The 23,337-nt window shown below is 71.0% G+C and carries 14 protein-coding genes; 4 read left to right on the forward strand and 10 right to left on the reverse strand.

The annotated features are described in order from the left end of the window. Positions 1–330: 330 nt before the first annotated feature. The 3 genes from D7X32_RS26485 to D7X32_RS26495 all read left to right on the forward strand — a co-directional run bounded on the left by D7X32_RS26485 (position 331) and on the right by D7X32_RS26495 (position 4,315). Entirely contained in the window at positions 331–1,158 is an 828-nt protein-coding gene (locus tag D7X32_RS26485; RefSeq protein WP_120605355.1) for a hypothetical protein, read from the forward strand. 4 nt (positions 1,159–1,162) lie between these two features. Beyond that, entirely contained in the window at positions 1,163–1,975 is an 813-nt protein-coding gene (locus tag D7X32_RS26490; RefSeq protein ID WP_120605356.1) for a TIGR02452 family protein, read from the forward strand. 129 nt (positions 1,976–2,104) lie between these two features. Then, positions 2,105–4,315 (forward strand): carboxypeptidase-like regulatory domain-containing protein, encoded by a 2,211-nt coding sequence (locus D7X32_RS26495; protein ID WP_244239190.1) that lies wholly within the window; start codon positions 2,105–2,107, stop codon positions 4,313–4,315. A gap of 17 nt (positions 4,316–4,332) precedes the next feature. Here the strand turns inward: D7X32_RS26495 and D7X32_RS26500 are convergent, their stop codons facing one another. The 4 genes from D7X32_RS26500 to D7X32_RS26515 all read right to left on the reverse strand — a co-directional run bounded on the left by D7X32_RS26500 (position 4,333) and on the right by D7X32_RS26515 (position 10,662). After that, on the reverse strand, positions 4,333–5,793 hold the full coding sequence (locus D7X32_RS26500; protein ID WP_120605358.1) for a PAS domain-containing sensor histidine kinase: 1,461 nt from the start codon (positions 5,791–5,793) through the stop codon (positions 4,333–4,335). A 203-nt stretch (positions 5,794–5,996) separates the two neighbouring features. Further along, positions 5,997–7,250, reverse strand: a complete 1,254-nt coding sequence (locus D7X32_RS26505) for a hypothetical protein (protein WP_120605359.1) — start codon at positions 7,248–7,250, stop codon at positions 5,997–5,999. Positions 7,251–7,388: 138 nt separating this feature from the next. After that, positions 7,389–9,737: a hypothetical protein gene (locus D7X32_RS26510; RefSeq protein WP_120605360.1), complete on the reverse strand. Its 2,349-nt coding sequence runs from the start codon at positions 9,735–9,737 to the stop codon at positions 7,389–7,391. A gap of 121 nt (positions 9,738–9,858) precedes the next feature. Next, positions 9,859–10,662 carry a GNAT family N-acetyltransferase gene (locus tag D7X32_RS26515; RefSeq protein ID WP_120605361.1) on the reverse strand — a complete coding sequence of 268 codons (804 nt, stop codon included), beginning with the start codon at positions 10,660–10,662 and terminating at the stop codon, positions 9,859–9,861. A 97-nt stretch (positions 10,663–10,759) separates the two neighbouring features. Between D7X32_RS26515 and D7X32_RS26520 the strand changes: the two genes are divergently transcribed. Next, the gene (locus tag D7X32_RS26520; RefSeq protein ID WP_147450270.1) at positions 10,760–11,182 is read left to right on the forward strand and encodes a hypothetical protein; all 423 of its coding nucleotides are present in this window, start codon (positions 10,760–10,762) and stop codon (positions 11,180–11,182) included. On the opposite strand, the gene D7X32_RS26525 is transcribed toward D7X32_RS26520, so the two are convergent. The 6 genes from D7X32_RS26525 to D7X32_RS26550 form a co-directional block, all read right to left on the reverse strand. Next, on the reverse strand, positions 11,183–12,508 hold the full coding sequence (locus tag D7X32_RS26525; RefSeq protein ID WP_120605363.1) for a ferritin-like domain-containing protein: 1,326 nt from the start codon (positions 12,506–12,508) through the stop codon (positions 11,183–11,185). A 309-nt stretch (positions 12,509–12,817) separates the two neighbouring features. Then, a complete protein-coding gene (locus tag D7X32_RS26530; RefSeq protein WP_120605364.1) occupies positions 12,818–14,086 on the reverse strand; it encodes a DUF4374 domain-containing protein in 1,269 nt (422 codons plus the stop codon). A gap of 46 nt (positions 14,087–14,132) precedes the next feature. Further along, on the reverse strand, positions 14,133–16,670 hold the full coding sequence (mxcH, locus tag D7X32_RS26535) for a TonB-dependent siderophore myxochelin receptor MxcH (RefSeq protein ID WP_244239191.1): 2,538 nt from the start codon (positions 16,668–16,670) through the stop codon (positions 14,133–14,135). Between the two features lie 118 nt (positions 16,671–16,788). Beyond that, a complete protein-coding gene (locus D7X32_RS26540; protein WP_120605366.1) occupies positions 16,789–18,069 on the reverse strand; it encodes a 3-deoxy-7-phosphoheptulonate synthase class II in 1,281 nt (426 codons plus the stop codon). After that, positions 18,066–22,385: a myxochelin non-ribosomal peptide synthetase MxcG gene (gene mxcG / locus D7X32_RS26545; protein ID WP_120605367.1), complete on the reverse strand. Its 4,320-nt coding sequence runs from the start codon at positions 22,383–22,385 to the stop codon at positions 18,066–18,068. The genes D7X32_RS26540 and mxcG overlap by 4 nt, the downstream gene beginning before the upstream one ends. A gap of 46 nt (positions 22,386–22,431) precedes the next feature. After that, the gene (locus D7X32_RS26550; RefSeq protein ID WP_120605368.1) at positions 22,432–23,337 is read right to left on the reverse strand and encodes an isochorismatase family protein; all 906 of its coding nucleotides are present in this window, start codon (positions 23,335–23,337) and stop codon (positions 22,432–22,434) included.

Consider the following 23,337-nt stretch of genomic DNA (forward strand, 5'->3'; position numbering starts at 1 on the left):
CTCCCACCCCTCCTGCTGCCCGTGAGGGTGACGCCCGTGCCGCTGGCGTTTCATATGGAAAGCAGTACGGGCCAGAAGGGCAACGCGCACCTGCCGGGCAGGGCGGTGCGCCGCTAGTGAGCACTTGTGATCGCGCGACGCGCGCATCCATCACTGGCCGACATCCGCATGGCCCCAGGGGGCCTGCCACCACCGCCTGCCCGCCTGCCGCGGCCGCCGGGGTCTGGCGGGCCCCATTCGAAGGAAGACGGGGGGCCGTGTTAGGACGGAGACACGTCCCGTCCCGGCGGCAGGAGCGCGAGGGCGCGGCGTCTCTTCCTGGAAGGACTCATGCGTTCGACTTCGGCACTGGCGTTGATGATGGCTTCCCTCGCGGTGGGCGCGCTGTCGGCTTGCGGCGACGACGACAAGACGGACAACACGCCGGACTCGGGCACGAGCACGGATGCTGGCACCGACGCCGGCACGAGCACGGGCAACGGCCAGTGCCCTGCCTCCGCCATCATCTGCGAGAACTTCGACAAGGGGGAGAACGGCTGGAAGCAGCCGGACGAGAACCACCACGCCACCATCGCCGTCGATGGCACGCGCACCCGCTCCGGCAGCGGCGCGGTGCACGTGAAGACGGACCCGGGCTACAACGAGGACACGGGTCCCGGGGATCAGCAGGCCATCGCGCACCTGCGCAAGGACATCCCGGCGTTCGGCACGAAGCTCTACACGCGCGCGTACGTGTACCTGAGCCGGGCCTCGCCGGAGGGCGTGATGGGGACGTACTTCATCCTCTTCTCGCCGAAGGACAACGACTTCGGCGGTATCGAACTCCAGGGGATGCACAACGGCGCCTTCGCGCTGGATGACTGGAGCGGCATCAAGGGCACGGGCTGGAACCTTCAGGAGGACACGAAGGTGACGGTGTCGCCCAACAAATGGACGTGCATCGAGTGGGGCGTGGAGCGGGCCAACAGCTCCGCCACCACGGGCCACGCGCTGGTGTGGGTGGACGGGAAGCAGGCCTACGACTTCCCGAACGTGGGCATCCGGCCCTTCACCAACTTCGGAGTGGGCTACGGCTTCGTGCACCCGAAGGGCGACTCCGCGTCGGAGACGTGGATCGACGACCTCGCGGTGGCGCCCGAGCGCATCGGCTGCGAGTGACGCCATGCCGCTGACCCGCGTCGCGGACGAGACCCTTCACATCCTGGAGCAGGGCACCTACGTGCCGCTCTCCGGGAGGGAAGTATCCATTCGCGACGCGGTGTCGCACGCGGTCCAGGGCAGCTTGCTGGTGCGCCCCGGCGACTTCGAACACCTCACGCGGCCCTCGCCGGTGCCGGGCTTCACCATCGAGGTGACGCCAGAGAAGACGGGCGACGCCGCGCGCCGGCTGGTGGAGCAGGAGGGTGAGTCGCGGGTGCTGGCGCTCAACTTCGCGTCGGCGGTGAACCCGGGCGGCGGCTTCCTCACGGGCGCGAAGGCGCAGGAGGAGGACCTGGCGCGGTGCTCGGCGCTGTACCCGTGCCTGCTGAAGTGGCCGGAGTACTACGACGTGAACCGCAAGCTGCGCTCGCCGCTGTACACGGACCACTTCATCTATTCGCCGGACGTGCCGTTCTTCCGCAACGAGCACTACGACCTGCTGGAGCGGCCCTTCCACGTGTCGCTGCTCACGGCGCCCGCGCCCAACGCAAGGGAGCTGCCCGCGAAGGACCCGGAGGTCGCGCAGCAGCTGCGCGAAGTGCTGTGCGCGAGGGCGCTCAAGGTGTTGCAGGTGGCGGCGCATCACGGGCACCGCACGCTCATCCTGGGGGCGTGGGGCTGCGGGGCGTTCCGCAACAACCCGCGCGACGCGGCGGAGGCCTTCGCGCGAGGGTTGTCCACGATGGCGGGCGCGTTCAGCCGCGTGGTGTTCGCGGTGTACGAGCGCGGTGGGAAGGGGCCGAACCTGAGCACCTTCCGCGAACGCTTCGGCTGAGGGGCTGTCTGGCGTTCGTGCTCGCCTGTTAGCGTTGGGCGCATGCGATGGAGCTGGGTGGGGCTCTTGGCCGTGGTCGTGGTGCTCGGGTGCGCGTCGGCGCCGGTTCCGGTTCCGGTGAAGCCGCGGATGCCGATGGCGGAAAGGACGCTGACCGTCCGGGCCGTCGATGCGCAGGGACAACCGATTTCCGGGGTGACGCTGCGGGCCCGGCGAGCGGATCGCGGCTCGGAGGTCTCCGGGACGGGCGTCACGGATGTGAACGGGACAGCCCAGCTCCGCCTCATGCCAGGTGGTTACGTGGCCCAGGCGGAGGCCCCTGGCTTCGTGCGCGTGATTCGCACGGACGTGCGGATTCCCTTCGACAGGGAGACCCGGTGGGACCTGTCCATGGCGCGTGCGGTTCCCTTCGCGGGCCGCGTGGTCGACATGAAGGGGCAACCCATCGAAGGCGTCCGCCTCCGCCTCGAGACCCTTCCGATCGAAGACATCCTGGAGCCACTGCCGGGAACCGAGAGTGACGAGCAGGGGCGCTTCCGGTTCGACGGTGTGCCCGCTGGAGACGGGTGGCTTCAGCTTCACGCAGAGAAGGGCGGATGGAGCCCCGTCCACCTGCTGCGTCGAGCACCGGAAGCAGAGTTGAAGTTGATGATGTGGGGGCTCAGCTCGCTCCAGGTCCGGGTGCTGGATCCCCAGGGAAGGCCGTTGCCAGGAGGCCCTGTTTCCATGGAGGGGATGGGCGAAGTCCGCAGCTTCCCGTTGTTCCGGAAGGACGTCCCAAACGCCGTCCTCTTCGAGAAACTCCCCGCCGAGCTCTACCGCATCACGGGCCGGTACGAACCGATGCCAGGCTGTGAGTGGCGGCGCACCATCGACAGCCAGGTCCTTCCGGGCACGTGGCGGGAAACGACGGTGAGCTTCGAGGGTGTTCCGGAGGGTGGACCGTGGCGGGGGCGCGCCGTGGACCAGAAGGGGCGCCCGCTCGCCAACGGCACGGTGACGGCCTGGATGGGGGGGACCGGTGGCGAGGGCATGAGCGGCAGGTGCATGGCCCGCACGGAGTCCGATGGCTCCTTCGCCATTCCCTTCGTCTTCCAGACCCCTTTCTTGCTGACCTGGTCGGAGACCGACGCCAGGACGAGCGGGGAACGGGAAGCACGCCCGCCCTCGGGGCCGGACGCGCCGTGGGTATTCTCCTCCAGCGGTGGCGCCTTGAAGGGACGCGTCGTCCACCCGGATGGGCGGCCCGTGACCTTCTTCGAAATCGACGGACACGGCATGCCGAATCCACGCGGCGAGTACACCCAGTACGTCTCCGCGTCAGGCCGCGCCCAATGGGTCATTGGAAATGTCCACGGCTTCGCTCCCGCGCTGGTTCGCACCGAAGGCCGCGTGGGTGAAACGCTGACTGTTCCGGACGTCATCCTCGACGTGGGCCGCACCGTCGAGGGGCGCCTCGTCGCGGCCGACGGCTCGACGAAGGTGGCGGGGCAGGAGGTCGAACTCCTGGAGGAGTTCGACCTGGAGGTTCGCGGCAGGCATGGTCCGCGAATGACCGTGACCGATGAGGACGGCCGTTTCCAGTTCGAGCACGTGGCTTCCCGGGCCCAGATGATCCGCGTGCACGCGAAGGGAAGGGGAACGGTGCTCCAGCCGCTTGGCCCCGAGGACGACTCGGTGAAATTGCGGCTCGTGGCCGATGCCGAGCTCCAGGGCGATGTGACGGACGGCGGGACGGTTCCCGTGGCGGAGGTGAGCGTGGTGGCCCGCTGCGAAGGCGGCTTCGAGGTGGCGTCCAGAACCGACGTCGCGGGCCGCTACTCGATGCCGGTGCCAGGCGACCGCGAGTGCTTCGTTCATGCCACGGCGAGTCTCCTGAATGTGTCCACGCTTCATCCGCCCCCGGTGTCCTTCTCACCGAGGAGGATCCGTCCGGCCCCGGCCTCGCATCCGACCCTGGACATCGAAGCACGGCAGGGGCCGGGCACGGCGCGCGTGGACGTCAAGGCCACGCGTGAGTTCGTGACAGCGTTCCTCCTGCCGGGGGACGTGCCCTTGCCTGGCTCGGCCCAGGCGCTGAATGCGCTCCTCCGGGCGGGCATGGGGCCGGGGATGGAAGCCGACTCATGGGACCTGGACGCGGGGGTACCGCCGTTCATGGTGGCCGCGCGCTTCAGCTTCAGGCACCTGCCGCTGGGGGAATACACGGTCTTCGTCCGGGACGAGGTGGACGGAGGGGACTCGATCGCGCGCATGCACCTGATCCTGGATGACACGCAGGTGCATACCGTCCAGTTGGATCGCCCCGCCTACCGCGAGGGGACGTACATCCCGCGCTGAAGCCGCGTGCGCCGCGCCTACGCGCCTTCCACCGGCAACGTCACCACGAACGCCGCGCCGCCGCCAGGCGCGTCCTCCACCCAGACGCGGCCGCCGTGCGCTTCCAATATCTGCCGCACGATATAGAGCCCCAGCCCCAGGCCCCCCGTGCGCGCGGAGCCCTGGACCTGGGCGAAGCGCTGGAAGATGCGCTCGCGCTCGGCGGCGGGGACTCCTGGGCCTCCGTCCTGCACCGTCAGCCGCAGGTGCCCCTCCTGCTGCCGCAGCGCCACCTGCACCGGCGTGCCCTGTCCGTAGCGAAGCGCATTGGCGATGAGGTTGCTCACCACCTGCTCCATCCGGAGCCTGTCGAACCGGCACGGCGCAGGCCCTTCCAGGCGCGCGTCCAGCTCCACCCCGGCCTGCTTCGCCTCGTCCTCGAAGCGCGCCACCAGGTCGTGCACCAACGGCGCCAGGTCTCCGCTCACCAGTTCGAAGTCCAGCTTGCCCGTGCGGATGCGGCTGACGTCCAGCAGGTTGTCCAGCAGCGCGGCCAGCCGCTTGAGCTGCCGGTCCGCCGCGTCCAGCCGCACCTTGACCTTCTCCGAGCCCACGGGCTCGTGGCCCTTGGCCTCGGACATGCGCCGCAGCAGGTCCACCTGCAAGCGCAGGGACGTGAGCGGCGTGCGCAGCTCGTGGCTCGCCACCGACAGGAAGTCGTCGCGCGTGCGCACCGCTTCGTGCAACGCCTGCTCCGTCTCCTTCAGCGCGGTGATGTCCAGGATGGCCCCGCGCACCACCATCACCTTGCCGTTCGCGTCGCGGATGACACGCGACCGGCTGATGAGCCAGTGCCACGAGTTGTCCGGCCAGTGCGTGCGGAAGGTGGAGGAATACGACAGCACGTCGTTGTGGAAGATGGCCGTCACCTGCGCTTCCACCGCCGGCCGGTCGTCCGGATGCAGCGACGCCAGGAACTGCTCGTGCGTCCACTCCGCCAGCGGCTGCGGGTAGCCGTAGAGCCGGTCATGCCCCTCCGAACGGAACACCTGCCCGGTGACGAGGTTCGTCTCCCAGACCGCCATCTGCGCGGACTCCAGCGCCACCTGGAACCGCTCGCCCAACTGGCGGAAGCGCTCCTCGGTGCGCGCGACCTCGGTCTCCGCGCGCTGCCGGCGGGTGATGTCCGTGGCCAGCACCCACGTCTCTCCGCCCACCGGCCGCACGGACAGCTCCAGCCAGACACCCGACGGCAGCTCCGACAGGAACCGCGCGGGCTCGCGCGTGGTGAGCGCGTCCAACAGCCGCTCGTGCAGCGACGTGCCGGCCAGCATCGGCTGCGCCGCCCACGGCGTCATGCCCTCGCAGGTGCCATAGGGCAGGCCCAACAGCGACGCCGCGCGGTGGTTGAGCTCATGGATGGTTCCCTGCGCGTCGAGCGCCAGGAACGCCTCGGCCATCATCTCCCGCAGGACCTGCAGGCGGGTTTGCGCGGACATGCTGGCCTCGTCGGCCGGAAGCGGGGGCAGGTGGGTGTCCTTCGTTATGCGCGAAGAGGTCGGGCCCGGAGCGGACGGGGTGTCCTGGGACGCGTGGTGAGCAGGGTCGAACGGACCACCGGGCAGGGGAGTCATCGGATTTACACGCTCCCGCACGGTCCCCGCGCCCGTCAAGCGAGCGCGAGGAATGTCCCGGCCGTCTGTCAGCCCAGCGGATCCGTGAGGGGTTCAGGCATGACCCACAACTCCGTGGGCCGTGCGTATGCCTGGTCGAACGCGAAGAGGATGCCGTTCCACCGGTCCCAGAAGTCCGCCCAGCTGTACTCGCACGGCGGGGAGGTGAGCGGGTTTCCGTCGCGGTCCGGTTGGGCATACGCATAGTCCGCGTAGGCCCAGCGCACCGTGCCGAAGTCCGTCATCAGGAAGGGCGTCAGCGCCTGGAGTACGCCCGAGCGGGACACCTCGTCGGTGGGCGAACCCGCGGGCGTGAAGACGGGCTGGGCCTGGTCGCGCTGTTCACGCCACGCGACGAAGTTGGTGCCCATGGCGATGAGCGCGTCGCGGCGCGCGGGCGTGGGCGCCAGCCGGGCGTCCTCGTAGAGCGCGAACGCGGCGACGAGCAGGCTCTTCCAGTGCATGCCGGGGAAGAGCAGGTCCATGCGCGTGGGACGCGGCGAGTCCTCCGCGTGCGCGATGGCGTAGGCATACGCCTGTTGCGCCTCCGTGTTGACGGCGTCCACCAGGGTGAACTCGGCGAGCACGCGCGCGGGCGTGATGGGCCCGGTGGCGCCAGCACGCCAGTCCAGGTACAGCCGCGCCGAACCGCCGATGTCGTTGAAGATGGCGAGGTTGCCCTCGTGGAGCGTGCGCTCCAGCGTGATGACGATGACCTCCACCTTGTCGAGCGGCGTGAGGCCCGGGGCGCTCGAGTACAGCGCGCCCATGCGCGACGCGGTGGCCAGCAGGGTGCGCGTGTCCGCGAGCGCCGCGACGTTGAGCGAGCTCGTCAGCACGCTGAGGGCCGTGGCCGCGTCCACGCTCAGGCCCTGCGCGATGAGCTGGAGGGACAGGTCCTGCAGCCGGAGCCGAAGCACGCCGCTCAGCCCCAGCCGGTCCAACGCGTTCGTCAGCGACAGCGAGGGCTGCAGCCGCGCGGCGTCGATGAAGTGCCGCGCGAGCGCCGCGCTGTACATGCCCTTGCCGCCGGCCTGGGACGCGTGCGGCGCGAAGGTGAACCAATTGGGACGCGCGCTGCTGGTGCCACCGGGTTGCAGCGTGGGGTCGATGATGCCGCCCAGCTCATACGCGATGTCGATGTAACCCAGCGTGATGGTGCGGTTGTCCTCCAGCGGTGTGGGCGCGGACTGCGCGTGCGCGGAGGCGGAGGTCAGGATGAGGAGCGCGCCGAGAAGCGCGAAGGTGGAACGACGCACGTCGGTGCGCGGAAGAATCGCCACGGTGGAGGTCCGGGGTGTGGGGGGAGGCCAAGCTATGCAGCGAGGGCTCCGGTCCAAACCCCGAGCCCCTGTGTGGGATTCATCCAGCGTTGAATGGAGGACCCTTGGGGCGCCGCCGCGCGGCGTTGACGCGTGAGGTCAGCTCCCAACTCCTGGGAGCGCGCCGGTCTTCCGGGGAAACCGCCGGCGGCGCAGGACTTCAGCCACGGCGAGTCCCAGGCAGGTCGCGGCGCAAACACAGACGCCTGGAAGCACGCCCGGCGCCCGGTAGCGCAGTTCGACGCGGTGGGGGCCTCGGGGCGTGGGCACGGCACGCACCGCCACGTTCGCGGGGAGCAGGTGGGTGAGAGCGCCGTCGAGGAACGCCGTCCAGCCGGGCTGCCAGGCGTCGTTGATCAACAGCACCGCGTCCTCGGAGGCATCCACGTGCACGATGAGGTGCTCGGGCGTATCCCGTTCGATGGGGAGGGGCCCTTCCAGGGGCGCGTCGCTCGCGGACGTGAGGGCCAGGCCGCCGCATTCCACCGCGGCCTGTGCACTCGCGCGGAAGGATGGATCGCGCAGGAGCGCGAGCGCCGCCGCCGCGTCCGGGACGCATCGGGGCTTCGCGAGAGACAGGCGCGGCCGTGCGTCCGGGTGTTCCACCAGCAGCAGCTCGAAGGCGGGATCCTCCGCCACGACGGCGCCGGGTTTGTGTTTCAGCGCGCCGTGGTCGGCCTGGGTGTACGCGCTGAAGCGCACGCCGAAGACGGGCAGCAGTTCCGTGAAGAGGCCGGGGGTCGCGTCCTGGAGGTGCAGCACGCGTGGGCTCGCGGCGGGGAGGTAGGCCTCCGCGGTGCCAACGCCCCACAGCGCGGGACTGTCCGGGGCCAGCATGGCCCGCGACATGAGCGCGACGCTGTCCTGGTACTCGAAGCCTTCGAAGCGCGGCAGGCGGAAGCGCTGGATGCGCGACGTCACGCGGGGAACGGAGGTTCCGGTGCGGCCGGCCCAGGCACTCACGGTCTCGATGAAAGGCGGTGGGCTGTCGAGCAACTCGTCGGAGCCAAGGATGTACAGCGGCTCGTTGGCGGTGAACGACGCGCCCAGTTGCAGCGCCATCAGCACGCCCACGCGCACGCGTGACTCCGCGAGCCCCGGCAGGACCAGTGCGCAGCCCACCGCGATGCCCGCCGCGATGAAGCCCGCGGTGCTGAACGCGTGGGAGATCGTGTCCAGGGTCTCCGCGGGGACCTGGGGCCAGCGGGCGAGCACGAACGCATGCGACCACGCGCCCGCCGTGCGTTCGGCGATGGCCACGAGGGCGAGGAGCGCGGCGAGGACTCCGGCCGCGCGAGCGGTCCAGCGCAGGCGCTCCGGTGAGGCCACGAGGGCCTTCCATCCGAACCCCGCGAGCAGCGCGAGGCCCAGGGACAGATGCACGACCAGCTTCTCCGGATAGCGGAACGGCCGCCACAGCGGCAGCACGCGGTACAGCAGCCCATAGAAGGGCAGGGCGGAACCCAGCGCCAGCGCGAGCAGCGCGCTCCATGCCGCGACGAACGGAGCCCAGCGGCGGACGGGGATGAAGCGCAGCCCCGCCACGGCGAGCACGAACACGGGCACGCCGATGAACAGCGACTCCGACCACAGCGTGGCGAAGCCGCCCGTGTGCAGGAGCGGTTTGACGATCTCCTCCGGCACGGCGCGCTCCACGGAGGGATTCGCCAGGAAGGGCCCGAGCAGGAGCTCCGGCAGGCGCAGCGGATCCACCGACCAGCGCAGCGCGTCCTCGACGGAACTCGCGCCCGGAGCGCCGCCCGCGAACACGGCCACGCCCGCGAACAACTGCGGCGCGGCCATCCCCGCGCCCAGGGCCACGAGCCCCAGCCCCCGCCGCATGAGGACCGCGCGAGCCCCGGTCTCCGTCAGCGCGAGGAACAGCACGAACGCGTTCGCGAACGCATAGGCCCAGGTGTCTCCCGCCAGCAGCACGCCGCCGAGGCAGAGCGCTGCGACGACAGCGCGAGCAGGCGTGGCCTCACGAAGGAAGCGGACCGTGGCCCAGAGACAGAAGGGCAGGGTGGCGCCCGCCATCAGGTACGCGAGGCTGCTGGTGAGGCTCACCATGTAGCCGCTGAACGCGAACGCGAGCCCCGCGAAGAACGCGCCGGCCCGGGGCACCGCGTACAGCCGCAGGAGCGCGTACGTGCCCACGAGCGCGAGCGGCGGGCACAGCAACACGCTGAGCTTCATCGCCGCGCCAGTGGACAGCACCAGTCCCAGCCACTGCGATGGATGAAACGCCGCGGACAGCATCATCCCCGGGAAGGACTGCCCCAGTCCGTCGAACGGATACCAGCCGGGGAAGTCGCCATACGCCACGCGCGCCGCCCAGTAGCGGCGCAGCGGGGCGTAGACGAGCAGCATGTCCCGTCCGGTGAAGACCTGCGCGCTGAAGACGGCCCGGTAGAAGAACAGGCACGTCAGGCCGAGCGCCCCGCCCACGACGGCCCACGCCGCGCGCGGACCCGGGACTCGTGGCTCAGCGCGCTCGGGGGATGTGGGGGGCTCCATCAGGACGCGGATTGTTCCCGGTCCCAGGTGCCCCCGTCCAGCGAGCGGTGAACTACGCCCCCTTCGCGGGCGCGAAGTACGAGCAGAAGCTCGTCACGTCGCGGTAGCCCATGCGGCGGTAGACGGGCGCGCCGGCGGCCGTGGCATGCAGCACCGTGCGCTCCAGCCCCCACGCGCGCTTCGCCTCCTCCAGCGTGTGGCGCAGGACCGTCTCCGCGGCACCCTGACGGCGGTGCTCCGCGAGCGTCGCCACCAGCGCGATGTAGACGATGCCGTCCACGCGCAGCGCCACCGTCGTCGACGCCGGGGCGCCGTCGTGGCAGCCGACGAAGCCCCGGCTCTCGGGTCCGAAGATGCCCGGAGCGGCCAGGGCTTCCCGGCCCAGCGCCTGGGGCATGTCGTAGCTCGCGGCGTTCACGTCCGCGATCGCGTTGTGGCCCCACGTGTCCCGCACGGGCCGGATGTCGAGCGGCGCCAGGGGCCGCACCGGCTCCTTCAGCCGGTCCGCCACCATGCCTGTCGTGAGCATCCCCGGCTTGAGCCCCCGCGTGGCGAGCAGCGCATCCGCCCGCGCGCGCACCTCCGGTGCCAGCCAGTCCGGCGTCAGCGTGAAGGCCCAGCCGTGCGGCCCCTGCCCGAAGTAGCGCGCGGCCGAATCCACCGCGCGCTCCAGCTCCGCCTCCGTCTCCACCGGCCGGGTGAGGAACGCCATGTTCATCAGCGACCAGGCCACGTTGCCCGCCGTGATGAACACCTCCGCCCGCTCCACGACCTCCCCAGCGGGCAGGCCCAGCGCGAACAGCCTCCAGGCTCCACGGAACTGCGCGTGTGATTCATCGATCTCGATACGGGACATGGGGGCCTCCAGGTGGGTCCAGGAAGTCGGATTCTCTGCATTCACGGAGCCCCACGTCTACGTGCGTGAGGGGAGGGGCCCTGCTAAAGCGGGCGGCATGAATCCCATGGAAGGGCAGCCCTGGCAGACGACGTGCCGTGTCTGCGGCAGGCAGACCTGCCCGAAGCCGGAGGCGGTGGCCGCCTGGATGCGGACGATGCTGGACCGCGTGCACGGCGCGCAGATGCGCGGCGCGGGCCAACGGGGCCTGCGCGAGGCCCTGGCCATGGAGGGCGTGCTCATCACCACGCACCTGGAGGTGTGGTCGCGGGCGCTCGAAGGCGTGTGCCCGGACTGCATCGCGGAGGTGGCTCCGGAAACGGACGCGCGGCTCCAGGATCCGGAGGCGATGCACGAAGCGTCGCTGGAGCGCTGGCGCACGTCCGCGCCGGAGCTGGTCAGCGACGCGGTGGAGTCCGCGGTGGACGACGTGCTCGAAGCCGCGCGCGAAGCCGCCGCGCGCAACAAGCCCACGACCTGATCAGGCCCAGAGCTCCTGCTCCAGCGTGTCGAGCAGCGCCAGCGCGGCCTCCGGCGTGGGCAGTCCCGCCTCGGTGACGAGCGTTGCGTCGAGCGGCGCCGCGACCTCCGCGCGCAGCAGGGCCACCGCGCGCTTCTGCGCCTCGCGCAGCGCTTCCTGCTCCGGCGCGGACAGCCGCGAGCGCACCCACCGGTCGATGTCCCACGACAGGCCCGCGTGCCGCGTCTCGTCCTCGGCGATGCGGACCATGGCCTCCCGCACTTCGGCGTCGTGCGCGTGCAGGGCCTGGTGGTGGGCCACCAGCGCGCCGTACGTCTCGCGCACGCATCCCTCCACGGCGTTGTCCAACGCCACCGCGTCCAGTGGACGCAGGGGCACGGCCGCGACGACAGGCGGCGGAGGCGTGGCCCCGAAGCGGCGCGCGAGCCGTCCCGTCATCTCCGTGTGCATGACCTCGTCCACCGCGCTCGCGAGCGCCGCGTCCTGGAGGCCCGTCTCCGCGCCATGCAGGGCCAGCTCCTCACGCAGCCGCAGGAAGGCGTGGATGGACGCGGCCTCCAGGTGCGCCGTCTGGGCGAAGTACTGCCCCAGCGCGTCCTCGCAGCCCCCCGCGACCGTGCCCTCCAGCCCCACGGGCCGGCGGCCCACGGCGCATTGGCCGGTGCCCTTCTCCAGCACATGCTTCTCCAGCTCGCGGACCTCGCCGTTGGCGGACACGTGGACCACGTGCTGGATGAGGTCGGAGCCCTCGCCGCACGCGTAGCCCTTCGTGCCCACGACGTTGAAGCCGCCCTCCAGGCTCCGCTTCACCGCCCCCTGATCCAGCGTGTCGCAGCTCAGCCGGTAGCCCGCGGCGAAGGCCAGGAGCGCCGCGTCCTGTGCGGTGTCCACGGTGCCAATCAGCTCCTGGAGCGATTGCAGCGAGGACCAGGTCTTCACCTCGTCGCCGCGCGTCGTCGCCAGGAAGTACTTCCAGCAGACCTGGATGCAGGCGCCGGTGAAGCCGTCGACCGAGCGCGCCTCGGCCAACGTTGTCTGACAGGTGGACGGGTCGGTGGCGGTCGCGCACGCTTCGCCGGTGGAGGCCCGGGTCTGGTAGGTCGCCGGCTCCTCGCCGTAGCTCGAGATGAAGCGCAGCTCGACCGAGTCCATCGCCGGCTGGATGCTCAGGTCGTTGATGGCGGGCTCACCCGTCGGTGTGCACTCGATGTTCGTGTAGCCCCGCAGGTCCGTGTTGCCGGTGCCACAGCCCGCCAGGACCAGCGGCGTCGCGAGTGAGGCCCGCAGCGCGCGAGAGAAGAGATGCCGCAACCGGTTCGTGTGCATGGACGACTGCTCCCGTGGGACGAGGTGGCCCGCGAGCAGAGCAATGGCGATGCCATCGCCGTGCTCCCTCTGTGAGGCACCATCCCCCGGGTGTGTCCGCGTGCTCGGAAAGCTGAGGTGGCTTCAGAAACCTGAGGCCCGCGCGCAATTTCCGCCAGGTCACCCGCTTGCCTCGCGCCCTCTATGCGTCTTCGCGTTTCGCGACGACAGGCGCGCTCAAGTGCAGCGAGTTCCAATGTCCATAGGGCCCCCGGGGACCGGAGACGGACAGGCCGTCTGCGGACCGCGGGGGCCGGAGGCTTCAGGGGACTAGCGGACCTGGAGGAAGGAGAACGACAGGCCCTGGTGCGTCGCCACCAGGTTGCCGGTCAGGTCCGTCAGCTCGCGGTAGTTCGTGGTGCTGCCGCTGTTGGTGAACTCGGTGAACACCGTGCGGCCATTCACCTGGTACAGGAACGAGCTGCCCGTGCTGGCCGGCAGCGTGTCCACCAGCGTCGCGTTGGTGCCCGCCGCCGGGTCCAGCTTCCACCACTTCCAGGCCACGCCGCTCGCCAGGGCGCGCGCGTTCGTGTCCGCCTGGACGGGGTAGAGCGTCTCATCCAGCACGCGCAGGTAGCCCGTGCCGTTGGGGCCCGCGAGCAGCGAACCCGTGGCGCCACCGTTCGTCAGCGTGCCCAGCTCCTTGAAGAAGGTGGCGTCGTAGGTGTTCGTCGCCGGGTCGAACTTCAGGAGGCACGGGGTGGGCACGCTGGGGTTGCTGCCGGACACGCGCTTCTCCGCGGCGCCGTAGGCCTCCGTCGCCAGGTACACCTTGCCGTCGGTGCCGACGATGCCGTCGCGCACGTAGCCGCAGCGGTCATCCTTCACCACCACGGCGCTGTCGTTGGTGGTGTCCACCACGATGATGCCCGCCTGCTTGGTGACGGCGGGGCCCGCGCGCCAGCCCAGCGGCATCAGCACCTTGGTGCCCACGTTCAGCGGGTTGGAGGCGAACGTGAGGGTGCTGCCCTCGATGGTCATCGCCGGCAGCGAGATGCTGCTCGTCACCGTCATGTCCGTCGGGTTCCAGACGATGACCTGCGAGTTGCGGCCGTCGAAGTAGTAGGCCTTCGTCGCGGAGACGAACTGGAACTGGTTCTGGTACTCGCCGATGGAGGTCACGGCCTTGCCCGCGAAGCTGACCTCGCCCGCCTTCTCCAGCGTGTTGCTGGCCGTCACGTTGTAGCGGGTGACGGTGGCGCCGGCGCTGCTGGAGACGAAGATGGCGTTGGACTTCGGGATGCCAGAGCCCAGCGCGCGGCCGTTGATCTCCGTGGCGGCCGTCAGCGACAGCGGCGTGGCCGGATCCAACGTCTCCGTCAGGATGACGTAGCTGGTGGACGTGGTGTCGGTGCTCACCTGCGCGACGAACGCGTACAGCGGCGTCGCCGTGCCTGCGTCCGTGCCCGCGTCGGCGTTCGAGCCCGCGTCCGGGTTGTTGTCGTCGGGATCCGTGTTGTCACTGCAGGCCGCCACGAAGGCGAGCGCGAGCGCCGTCACGAGACGCGCGGAGGTGCGGAAGAAGGGTGAGGGCTTCAAGGACTTCCCTTTCAGTGGGGGTGGAGGTGCTGCGAAAAGCGGAAGCTCAGCGCTCCAGCGTGAACTTGGCGGCGATGATCCGCCCGGGGCGCTGGACGCCGTAGAAGTCGAAGGTCTGGGCGTTGGTGATGTTCTGGAAGTCCAGCGTCCAGCTCAGCCGCGTCGTCATGTCGCGAATCACGTAGGTGAGCGCCAGCGCGTGCGTGAGCTGCGAGTCGATGCGCAGCTTGGAGTCCTGGCTGCCCACGCCCTCCCAGGCGAGCAGGAAGCTGTCCACGTAGCGCGTGCGCCACGTGACGAGCAGCTCGTCCTGGAAGCGGAGCATGCCGGTCAGCCGCCCCTGGGCGCTGCCGTTGGCGGTGAGGTAGGGACGGTTGGGCAGGCGCTGTCCGTTGAAGTCCGCGTAGCGGCCCTCGGTGGAGGTGTTGCGCAGGTCCTGCCAGCTGGCGTTGCCGTCCAGGGACAGGTAGCGGCCCGGCGACGTCCAGCCCGCGGCGCCCAGCACTCCCAGCGAGCGGGCCGCGACGACGTTCTCGTAGGCGTAGTAGCTCCCCCGGGCGGTGAGGAAGATGAGCTGCTCCGCCAGCCGCGCGAAGCCGCCCACGTTGGCGCGGAAGCCGCCGGCGGGGGTGGGCTCGGACGCGTAGCCCAGTCCCAGGTTGAAGTTGTGGCTGGTCTCCGGCTGGAGATCCAGGCTGTCGGCGATGAGCAGGCCGTCACCGAAGAGTTCGTCCGGGCGCGGCAGCCGCGTGGCCCACTCGTAGGAGGCCTTGGCGCTGAGCGTGGAGCCGAGCCGGAAGCGCAGGCTGTCGCCCACGCCGAACTCGTGCGCGGTGCGGCCCAGGTCCAGGAACTCGGCGCTGGGCAGGAGCTTCTGCGCGCGCACGTCCTGGAGGTAGTCCTTCACGAAGGCGATGTTCTGCAGCCGCCCGTCGAAGGCATCGGCCTGGTACTCCACGCCCGTCACCAGCGACGTCACGCCCCGGCCCTCGGAGAGCGGATCCAGCACGTTGATCGCCTGGAGCCGGCGGTCCTCGCCCGAGCGCGAGACGAACGTCGGGGAGACCGCGAGCCGCAGCGTGTGCGCTCCGCCGGGCACGGGCGTCCAGGCCGCGTGGAGGCGCGCGAAGGCGGTGTGCTGGTTGATGTAGCGCTCCACGCCGCCTTCGGAGATCTCTCCCGGCTGGGGCAGGGTGGTGAAGCAGCGGCCGTACCAGTCGTAGGCGCACGTCCCGAGGTCCAGGAACCGGTTGCGGCGGAACGTGTACCCGCCCACCGCGTCCACGGTGATGCCCGGCTCGTGGCTTTGCGAGTAGCGCAGCGTGGCGCCCGCGGAGCCCTCGGCGGAGGTCACCTCGCCGTAGGGGGACTCCATGTTGGGGTCGTTCTGCACGTCCCGGCCGGCCGCGTTGATGAAGCCACGCACCAGCAGGCGCCGGGCCCAGGGCTGATCCACGAAGCCCGCTTCGATGCTCGCTCCGCCCGCGCGGTAGCCGTCATGGAAGCGGCGCACCTCCACGGGGGCGAGCTTGCCCAGGTCGTTGGGCACTTCCACGTTGATGGGGTAGTTGTTGCGCGCGTCGTCGTAGAAGCCGTGCGCGCGCACCAGCAGGCCGGTGGACTCCTGGAGGTGGCGGGCGCTCGCGGTGAAGCGGTGCGTGTCGAAGGAGGCCAGCTCATAGGAGCCCGACACGCCCGTGCCGCGCACGTCCTGGTCGGTGACCAGCTCCACCGCGCCGCCCAGCACGTCCGCGCCGAAGCGGATGGGCACCACGCCCTGGTAGACCTCCATCTGCTGCACCAGGTTCACCGGCACGTTCGCCAGGCCCGGGCCGTAGCCCGCGAACTCCAGCGGCACGCCGTCGATGAAGAAGCGCACCTGATCATCCGACAGGCCCGCGATGGAGATGCGCGCGGTGCTGCCCAGGCCGCCCGCGCGGCGCACGTCCACGCCCTCCGTGCGGGCCAGCGCGGTGCCCAGGTCGGCGGACTCCATGCTGGCCTGCTCCAGCTCGATGACCTGCACCGCCTCCGCGGACTTGCGGCGGCGCTCGGCGCGCGTCTCGCCCACGGCGGTGACTTCGACGTCCTCCTGGTACTCGGCCGGGGCCTCATCCTGGGACGCCGCGGTCCGCGGTGCGCTCGACAGCGCGGGCGGCGGCGTGGCGGCCACGGCCTTCGAGCGGCCGGGGAGCTGGAAGACGTAGGTGTACGTGACGCGCGCTGGCGCCGCGACGCCGTTGCGCTTCGCGGGGGTGAAGCGGAACTGGAGCGCGGCGGTGCGCGCGGCCTCGTCGAAGCCGTGGCCCACGGGCTCCAGCACCTCCGCCTGCGTCACCTGACCCTGCGTGTCCACGCGCAGGCGCAGGCGGACGTTCGCCTCCAGTTGGGCGCGCTCCGCCTCCGGGGGGTAGGGCGCTTCCACGGAGTGGATCAGCTTCGGCAGCTCGATGATGGGTTCCGCCGGGACGGCCGCCGGTGAAGGCGCCTCCTCTGTCTTGGGGGGCGGGGTGCCCGTGCCCTCGGTCTGCGGCTGGCCCGCGTACGCGAGGCCGCTGAAACAGACAGAGGACAGCAGCGCCACGCCCACCTGGGACCGCCACCCGCGCTTCGTCGCACTCGCGATTATGAAAATGGTTCTCATTTTCAACGGCGCGACGTTTAGCCGCACGATCTCCGAACTGTCAAGACTGCTTGGCGAATCAGGCAGCGCGGTCCTGGGGGGTGCGCACCGTGGTGTGCAGGCCGTCCGCGACGCGGAACGCGAGCTGGAGCGACTGATCCGCGTTGAGGCGCGGGTCGCAGTGCGTGTGGTAGCGGTCGGAGAGGTCGTCCTCGGACACGTCCAGTGGACCGCCCAGGCACTCGGTGACGTCCTGGCCGGTCATCTCCAGGTGGAGGCCCCCGGGGTGGACGCTCTCGGCGGCGGCGACCTGGAGGAAGCCCATCACCTCCGCGAGGATCCGCTCCAGCGAGCGCGTCTTGTAGCCGTTGCTGGCCTTGTGCGTGTTGCCGTGCATCGGGTCGATGGACCACACCACGGGGCTGCCATGGCGCCGGGTGGCGGCCATCAGCCGGGGCAGGCGCGCGGCGACCTGATCCGAACCGAAGCGCCCGATGAGCGTGAGCTTGCCCGGGATGCCCTGGGGGTTGAGCGTGTCGATGAGGCGCACCAGGTCGTCCGGCTCCATCGTGGGACCGCACTTGAGCCCGATGGGGTTCAGGATGCCGCGCATGAACTCCACGTGGCCGCCGTCCAGCTGACGGGTGCGCTCGCCAATCCAGAGCATGTGCGCGGACGTGTCGTACCAGCCGCCCGTCGCCTCATCGGCGCGGGTCATCGCCTGTTCGACGTTGAGGAGCAGGGCCTCGTGGCTGGTGAAGAAGTCCACGGGGCGCACGGCGCCCTCCGACTCCGGACGGTGGCCGAGGAGCCGGGTCAGGTCCGTGTAGCCCTCGCGCGCGAAGGCCCGCACCAGCTGCATCGTCTCCGCGGACTGGTGGTACGCGCGCAGCAGGCGCTTGGGATCCGGCGTGCGCTCGCTGGCGTTGAAGTCCATGCCGTTGATGATGTCGCCGCGGTAGCTGGGCAGCGTGACGCCGTTCACGGTCTCCGTGGCATTGGAGCGCGGCTTGGCGAACTGGCCCGCGATGCGGCCCACCTTCACCACCGGGCAGCCGCCCGCGAACGTCAGCACGCCCGCCATCTGGAGCAGCAGCTGGAAGGTGCCGCGCACGTTCTCCGCGGAGAACTCCTTGAAGCTCTCCGCGCAGTCGCCGCCCTGGAGCAGGAAGGCCTTGCCCTCGGCGACCTGGCCCAGGGCTTCGCGCAAGCGGCGGGTCTCTTCGGCGTGCACCAGCGGCGGCAGTTGCGCGAGCTCCGCCTCCACTCGCGCGAGGGCGGGGAGGTCGGGGTAGTCATCGGGGATGTAGCGGACTGGCTTCGCGCGCCAGGAGGAGGGGGACCAAGAGGGATTCGTCACGGGAGCGCCGTCACTTTCGGGGGCAGGATTCCCTGCGCGACGCAGGAGTCGAGATATCGGTGGAGGAGCTTCCGGTCGGTGGGGGGGCAGCGGACGCCAGTGCCCTCCAGCGCGGCCAGCAGCCGTTCGCAGCGGATGGGGCCCAGGCCGAACGCCGGCGTGGAGTCCCCGCTGCGCAAATCGAAGAACGCGAGCGTGGCGTCGTGGCCGCCAGCACCCCTGGCCACGCGGTCGCGCCACTCAGGAACGGGACACAGGTCCAGCGGGTAGCCGTAGTCGCGCACCCAGCCGAACAGCTCCGACAGGCGCACTTCCTCCGCCGGTGTCACGTTGAACACTGCGCCGGGATGCGACCCGCGTGCGAGCTGGACGATGGCGCTGGCCACGAAGTCCACCGGCGTCCAGACCTCGCCCACGTCCAGCTGGGGCAGGGCGCGGACCGGCAGTCCGGCGAGCACGATGCGCCACACCAGGTCCTGCGTGTTGACGAGCGCGGTGTCCGGCGCGCCCACGACGCGGCCCAGGCGGTACACCGTCGCGGGCAGGCCGCGCTCGGACGCCTGTTGCACCAGCCGCTCCGCGATCCACTTGCTCTGCTGGTAGCCGTCACGCAGGCCGGGGTGCGCGGGGACGAAGGCCTCCGGCACGTCCGGGGACAGGTTCGCCTGGGGCGCCACCGCGATGGTGGACACGTAGTGGAAGGGCTTGGGGCGGACGGCGGCGGCCAGCTTCAACAGCTCGCGCGTGCCGCGCACGTTGACGCCCTGGAGGCTGCCGTACTCGCGCACGACGCTGACCACGGCGGCGTTGTGGATGACGGCGTCACACTCGGCGGCGAGCCCGCGGAAGCGCGTGGCGTCCAGACCCAGCAGGGGCTGGGAGAGGTCCGCCGGAAGCGCGAGCACCCGCGCCTCCAGCCCGGTCATGGGCAGCTTCTGGCCAGCCAGCGCCGCACGCAGCCGCTCCATCGCCTGCGCCTCGTCCTTCGCGCGCACCGGGCAGATGATGCGCGCGTCGGTCCGGGCCAGGAGCTGGTGGAGCAGGTGCGCGCCGACGAAGCCGGTGGCGCCCGTGAGGAGGACCTGGCGGAAGCCGTTGCCCCGGCGCGGCAGCTCGCGCGCCCAGGCCTCTCCCGTCGTGGAGGGGACCACGTCCTCGCCCAGCTCCGCGTCCGCGAGCATCGCGGGCGTGAGTCCGCCGGCCTCCGCACCGCCCGTGCTTCCTCCCTGGAGCGCCTGCGCGAGGCCGGAGACGGTGGGGTGCTTGAAGACGGTGGCCACGGGGACTTCGCGCCCCACGGCGATGCCCAGCCGGTTGGCCACCTGGATGCTCTGGAGGGACTGGCCGCCCAGCTCGAAGAAGTCGTCCTGGAGCGACGTGGCGGCGCGGCCCAGCACCTGCTCCCAGACCTCCAGCACCGTGCGCTCCATGGGCGTCGCGGAGGCGAGCAGCGCGGCGCTCTCGTCCGGAGGCATCGCGTTCTTCAGGGCGTTGCGGTCGATCTTCCCGGTGCTGGTGCGCGGCAGCCGCTCCGCGAAGGCGAAGGCGCCGGGCACCATGGGGGCGGGGAGCGCCGCGAGCAGGTGCTTGCGAAGCTCCGCGGGCGTGGGCTCGGGCGAGGCCACCAGGTGCGCGCACAGCCGGCGCGAACCGCCCGGCAGCACCTGACCGACGACGGCGGCCTCTCGGACACCGGGGTACTTCAGCAACACGGTTTCGACTTCACCCGGGTCGATGCGGTGACCGCTGATCTTGAACTCGTCATCCACGCGGCCCACGAACACGAGCTGGCCGTCGTCGCGCACGCGGACCTTATCGCCGGTGCGGTAGGCGCGGGGCGTTCCCTCCACCGCGTCCAGCCGCGTGAAGCGTGCGGCGTCCAGTTCCTGGCGGCCCAGGTAGCCACGCGCGAGCGCGCCACCCATCAGGCACAGCTCGCCCTCCTTGCCGGGGGCGGCCAGCCGTCCCTGCGGCGTGACGACCGCGGCGATGACGCCCGGAAGCGGGCGGCCGATGGGGACCTCGTCACCGGACGGCAGGGCGTCAGGTCCCGCGAGCTCGGCGACGGTGGCGACGACGGTGGCCTCGGTGGGGCCGTAGGTGTTGAGCAGGTGCACGCGGTCGCCCGCGACATCCCGCCACCGGGCGATGCGCTCCGGCAGCGCCGCCTCGCCGCCGATGATGACGGTGCGGAGCGCGTCGGGAAGCCGGGCGGCGCCGGTGGACAGGCTGTAGGCCAGCTCGTGCCAGAAGGCCGTGGGCAGGTCGAGCAGGGTGATGCCGGCTTCCGCGCATGCCTCCATGAGGCGCGGCACCGACTGGAGCATCTCGTCCGTGCGCAGCACCAGCCGCCCGCCCGCGCACAGCGTGACGAAGATCTCCTCCACGCTGGCATCGAAGTGGAGCGGAGCGAACTGGAGGACGCGGTCCTCGGGACCGACGGCGTACCGCTGCGTCGCGCCCGCGACGAAGTGGGCCAGGGCGCCGTGCGTGATCTGCACGCCGTTGGGCTGCCCCGTGGAGCCGGAGGTGTAGATGACGTAGGCGAGCCGTGCCGCCAGGTCGGACGCGGGCTCGGCGGCGTCACGCGACTCCAGCCGCTGCACGACGAGGACTCCCGGCGCGGTCGGATCCGTGTCGGGCGTGGGGCGCTCGGACACCAGCATCACGGCGGGCCGCGCGTCCTGGAGGATGGCCGCGTTGCGCGTGGCCGGGCCGGCCGGGTCGATGGGCAGGTAGCCCGCGCCCGCGAACAGGACGCCCAGGCTGGACACGATGGCGTCGAGGCCTCGGGGGACCTTCACCGCCACCGCCGTGTCGGGCCGCACGCCCGCTTCGGTCAGGCGCGACGCCAGCGCCTGCGATGCCGCCAGCAGCTCGCGGTAGGTCATCCGCCAGCGGCCGTGCTCCAGCGCGACCGCGTCCGGCCGGACGTCGGCCTGGGCCTTCAGCAGCTCCAGCACGGGGCGCACCGGAGGCACCGGCCCACCGTCCAGCACGGAGCTCGCGGCGCCCGTGCCCTGCGCGGAACGCCGCACCGGCTGCTCGGGCTGAGCGAGCAACGACTCCAGCAACTGGAGGAACCCGCGCTGGTGCTCCTCGATCGCGGCCTCCGTGTAACAGGCCGGGTTCGCGTCCAGGTCCACGCGCAGTCCCGTCCCACCCGACCGCGCATGGAAGCCGAACGACAGGTCCTCCACCGGACCCGCGGAGATGTTGTGCGCCGTGCCCGGCACGCCCGCGAAGTCCAGGGCGTAGTCGAACGGCATGATGTTGACGACGGGGCCGAACAGCTTGCGCTGCCCACCCACGAGGCGCAGGTCGCGCCGCAGTTGTTCGTAGCGGTAGCGCAGGTGCGGACGCGCGGCCTTCATCTCCGCCGCCACGTCACGGGCCAGCGCGTACAGCCCCGCATCCGGCCTGACGGTGATGCGCAGCGGCACGATGTTCATCGCCATGCACGGCACGCGCAGCGACGCGGAGCCCAGACGGCCCATCACCGGAAGGCCCAGCACGGCCTCCGGCGCGCCCGTGCGCTGGTGCAGGTAGATGGCCGTGACAGCCAGCACCAGGTCGGACCAGCTCACGCCCGCCTGCTTCGCGCCCGCCTGCAGCGCCGCCATCAGCTCCGGCCGCAGGTGCTCCGAGCGCCGCACGAAGCGCGACGACATGGGCGCGGCTTCCGCGAGCAACGGGGGCACGGGCGCGTCCTCGAAGCGGCCCGTCCAGAAGTCACGGTCCTTCTGGAGCTGGGGGCCGTTCCGGTACGCGACGTCCTCATCCAGCACGGGACCCAGCCGGCTGAACCCCACCGGCGCGGCCTTGCCCGTCACTTCGGCCGTGTACAGCTCCGCCACCCGCCGCGCGAGCAGGGAGAATCCATAGCCATCCATGGCGATGTGGTGGATGCGCTGGAACCAGAAGGACCGCTCCGGTCCCACGGTGAGCAGCGCCTGCGCGAACAGGGGCCCCGTCGCCAGGTCCACCGTGCGGCCCAGGTCCTTCCACATCCACTCCTGCGCGGCGGCCCAGGGATCCGTCTCACCGCTCAGGTCCACGCGCTGGAGCGTCCAGTCCGTGCCCGCGTCGATGCGCTGGGCCGGGCCTTCCGCGCCGGCGACGAAGCGCGAGTGCAGCGCGTCCGCGTCCGCCACGGCCTTGCGAAGGGCGGACTCGAAGCGCACCGGATCCACGGCGCCCTGGAACTCGATGCACTCCCCGGCGTTGTAGACGGGGCTTTGCAGGTCGAGCTGTTGCCCCACCCAGATGCCGTGCTGGGCCGCGGTCAGCGGGCGGTTGTCCTGGGATGGGAGCATGACGGGGGAACTCCGAGGGGGAAGAGGGGGCCGCCCCGAGGGCGGGTCATGAGGCGCGCGCGCCAGCGGCCATCGCGACAGGCTGCTTCGCGGCGAGCAGCGCGTACCAGTCGGTGAGCGTGGGCTTCTCCGCGAGCTCCACGAAGGACACCTCCGTGCCGCCCTGACGCCAGCGCTCCACCAGGCTCATCAGGCGGATGGAGTCCATGCCGCGCTCCAGCAGGTTCTCGTCCTCGCCAATCGCCGACGCGGACTCCATCAGCAGCTCCGCCACGGCCGCGCGAAGCTGCTCGCGGTCCACCGCCGCGGAGGCGGCCTGCACCGGCATCGCGTCCATCATCTGCTGCGTGGTGGTGACGAACGCGACGAGCTGCGACGCGTAGTCGAGCGCCATCCGGTGCTTCTCCAGCGAGAAGTCCGCCACCGCGTCCGCGACGAGGAAGGGACGGATCTCACTCATGGAGCCGTCACTGGCCGTCTGGAGGCAGCCGATGTGCGCGTAGATGCCGCAGATGATGAGTTGGTCGCGGCCCTGCTCGCGCATCAGGTCCATCAGGCGCGTGTTGCGGAACGCGCTGTAGCGCCACTTGGTGAGGACGGTGTCGCCTTCCACGGGGGTGAGCGCTTCGATGATCTGCTGCTTCGGGCCGGCGCGGACGCCGGGGCCCCAGAACTCCATCTGGAGGCCGCGCTGTTCGGGCGTCTGGTCTCCGGGCTGCGCGGAGTAGACGACGGGGATGCCCAGCTTCACCGCGTGCTCGCGCAGGCGCTGGATGTTGGCCACCAGGTCCGTCACCGGGGACTGGCCCTGCGTGAAGGCGTCCACGAAGTAGCGCTGCATGTCGTGGATGAGCAGGACGCAGCGCTTGGGCTCGGGCGTCCAGGCAAGCTTGTTCCGGGGCAGGTCCGCCGCGCCGGGCATGGAATAGGGGGCAATGGCAGGCAGTGCCAT

The sequence above is a fragment of the Corallococcus carmarthensis genome (genome assembly GCF_003611695.1).
Classification (GTDB): Bacteria; Myxococcota; Myxococcia; order Myxococcales; family Myxococcaceae; genus Corallococcus; species Corallococcus carmarthensis.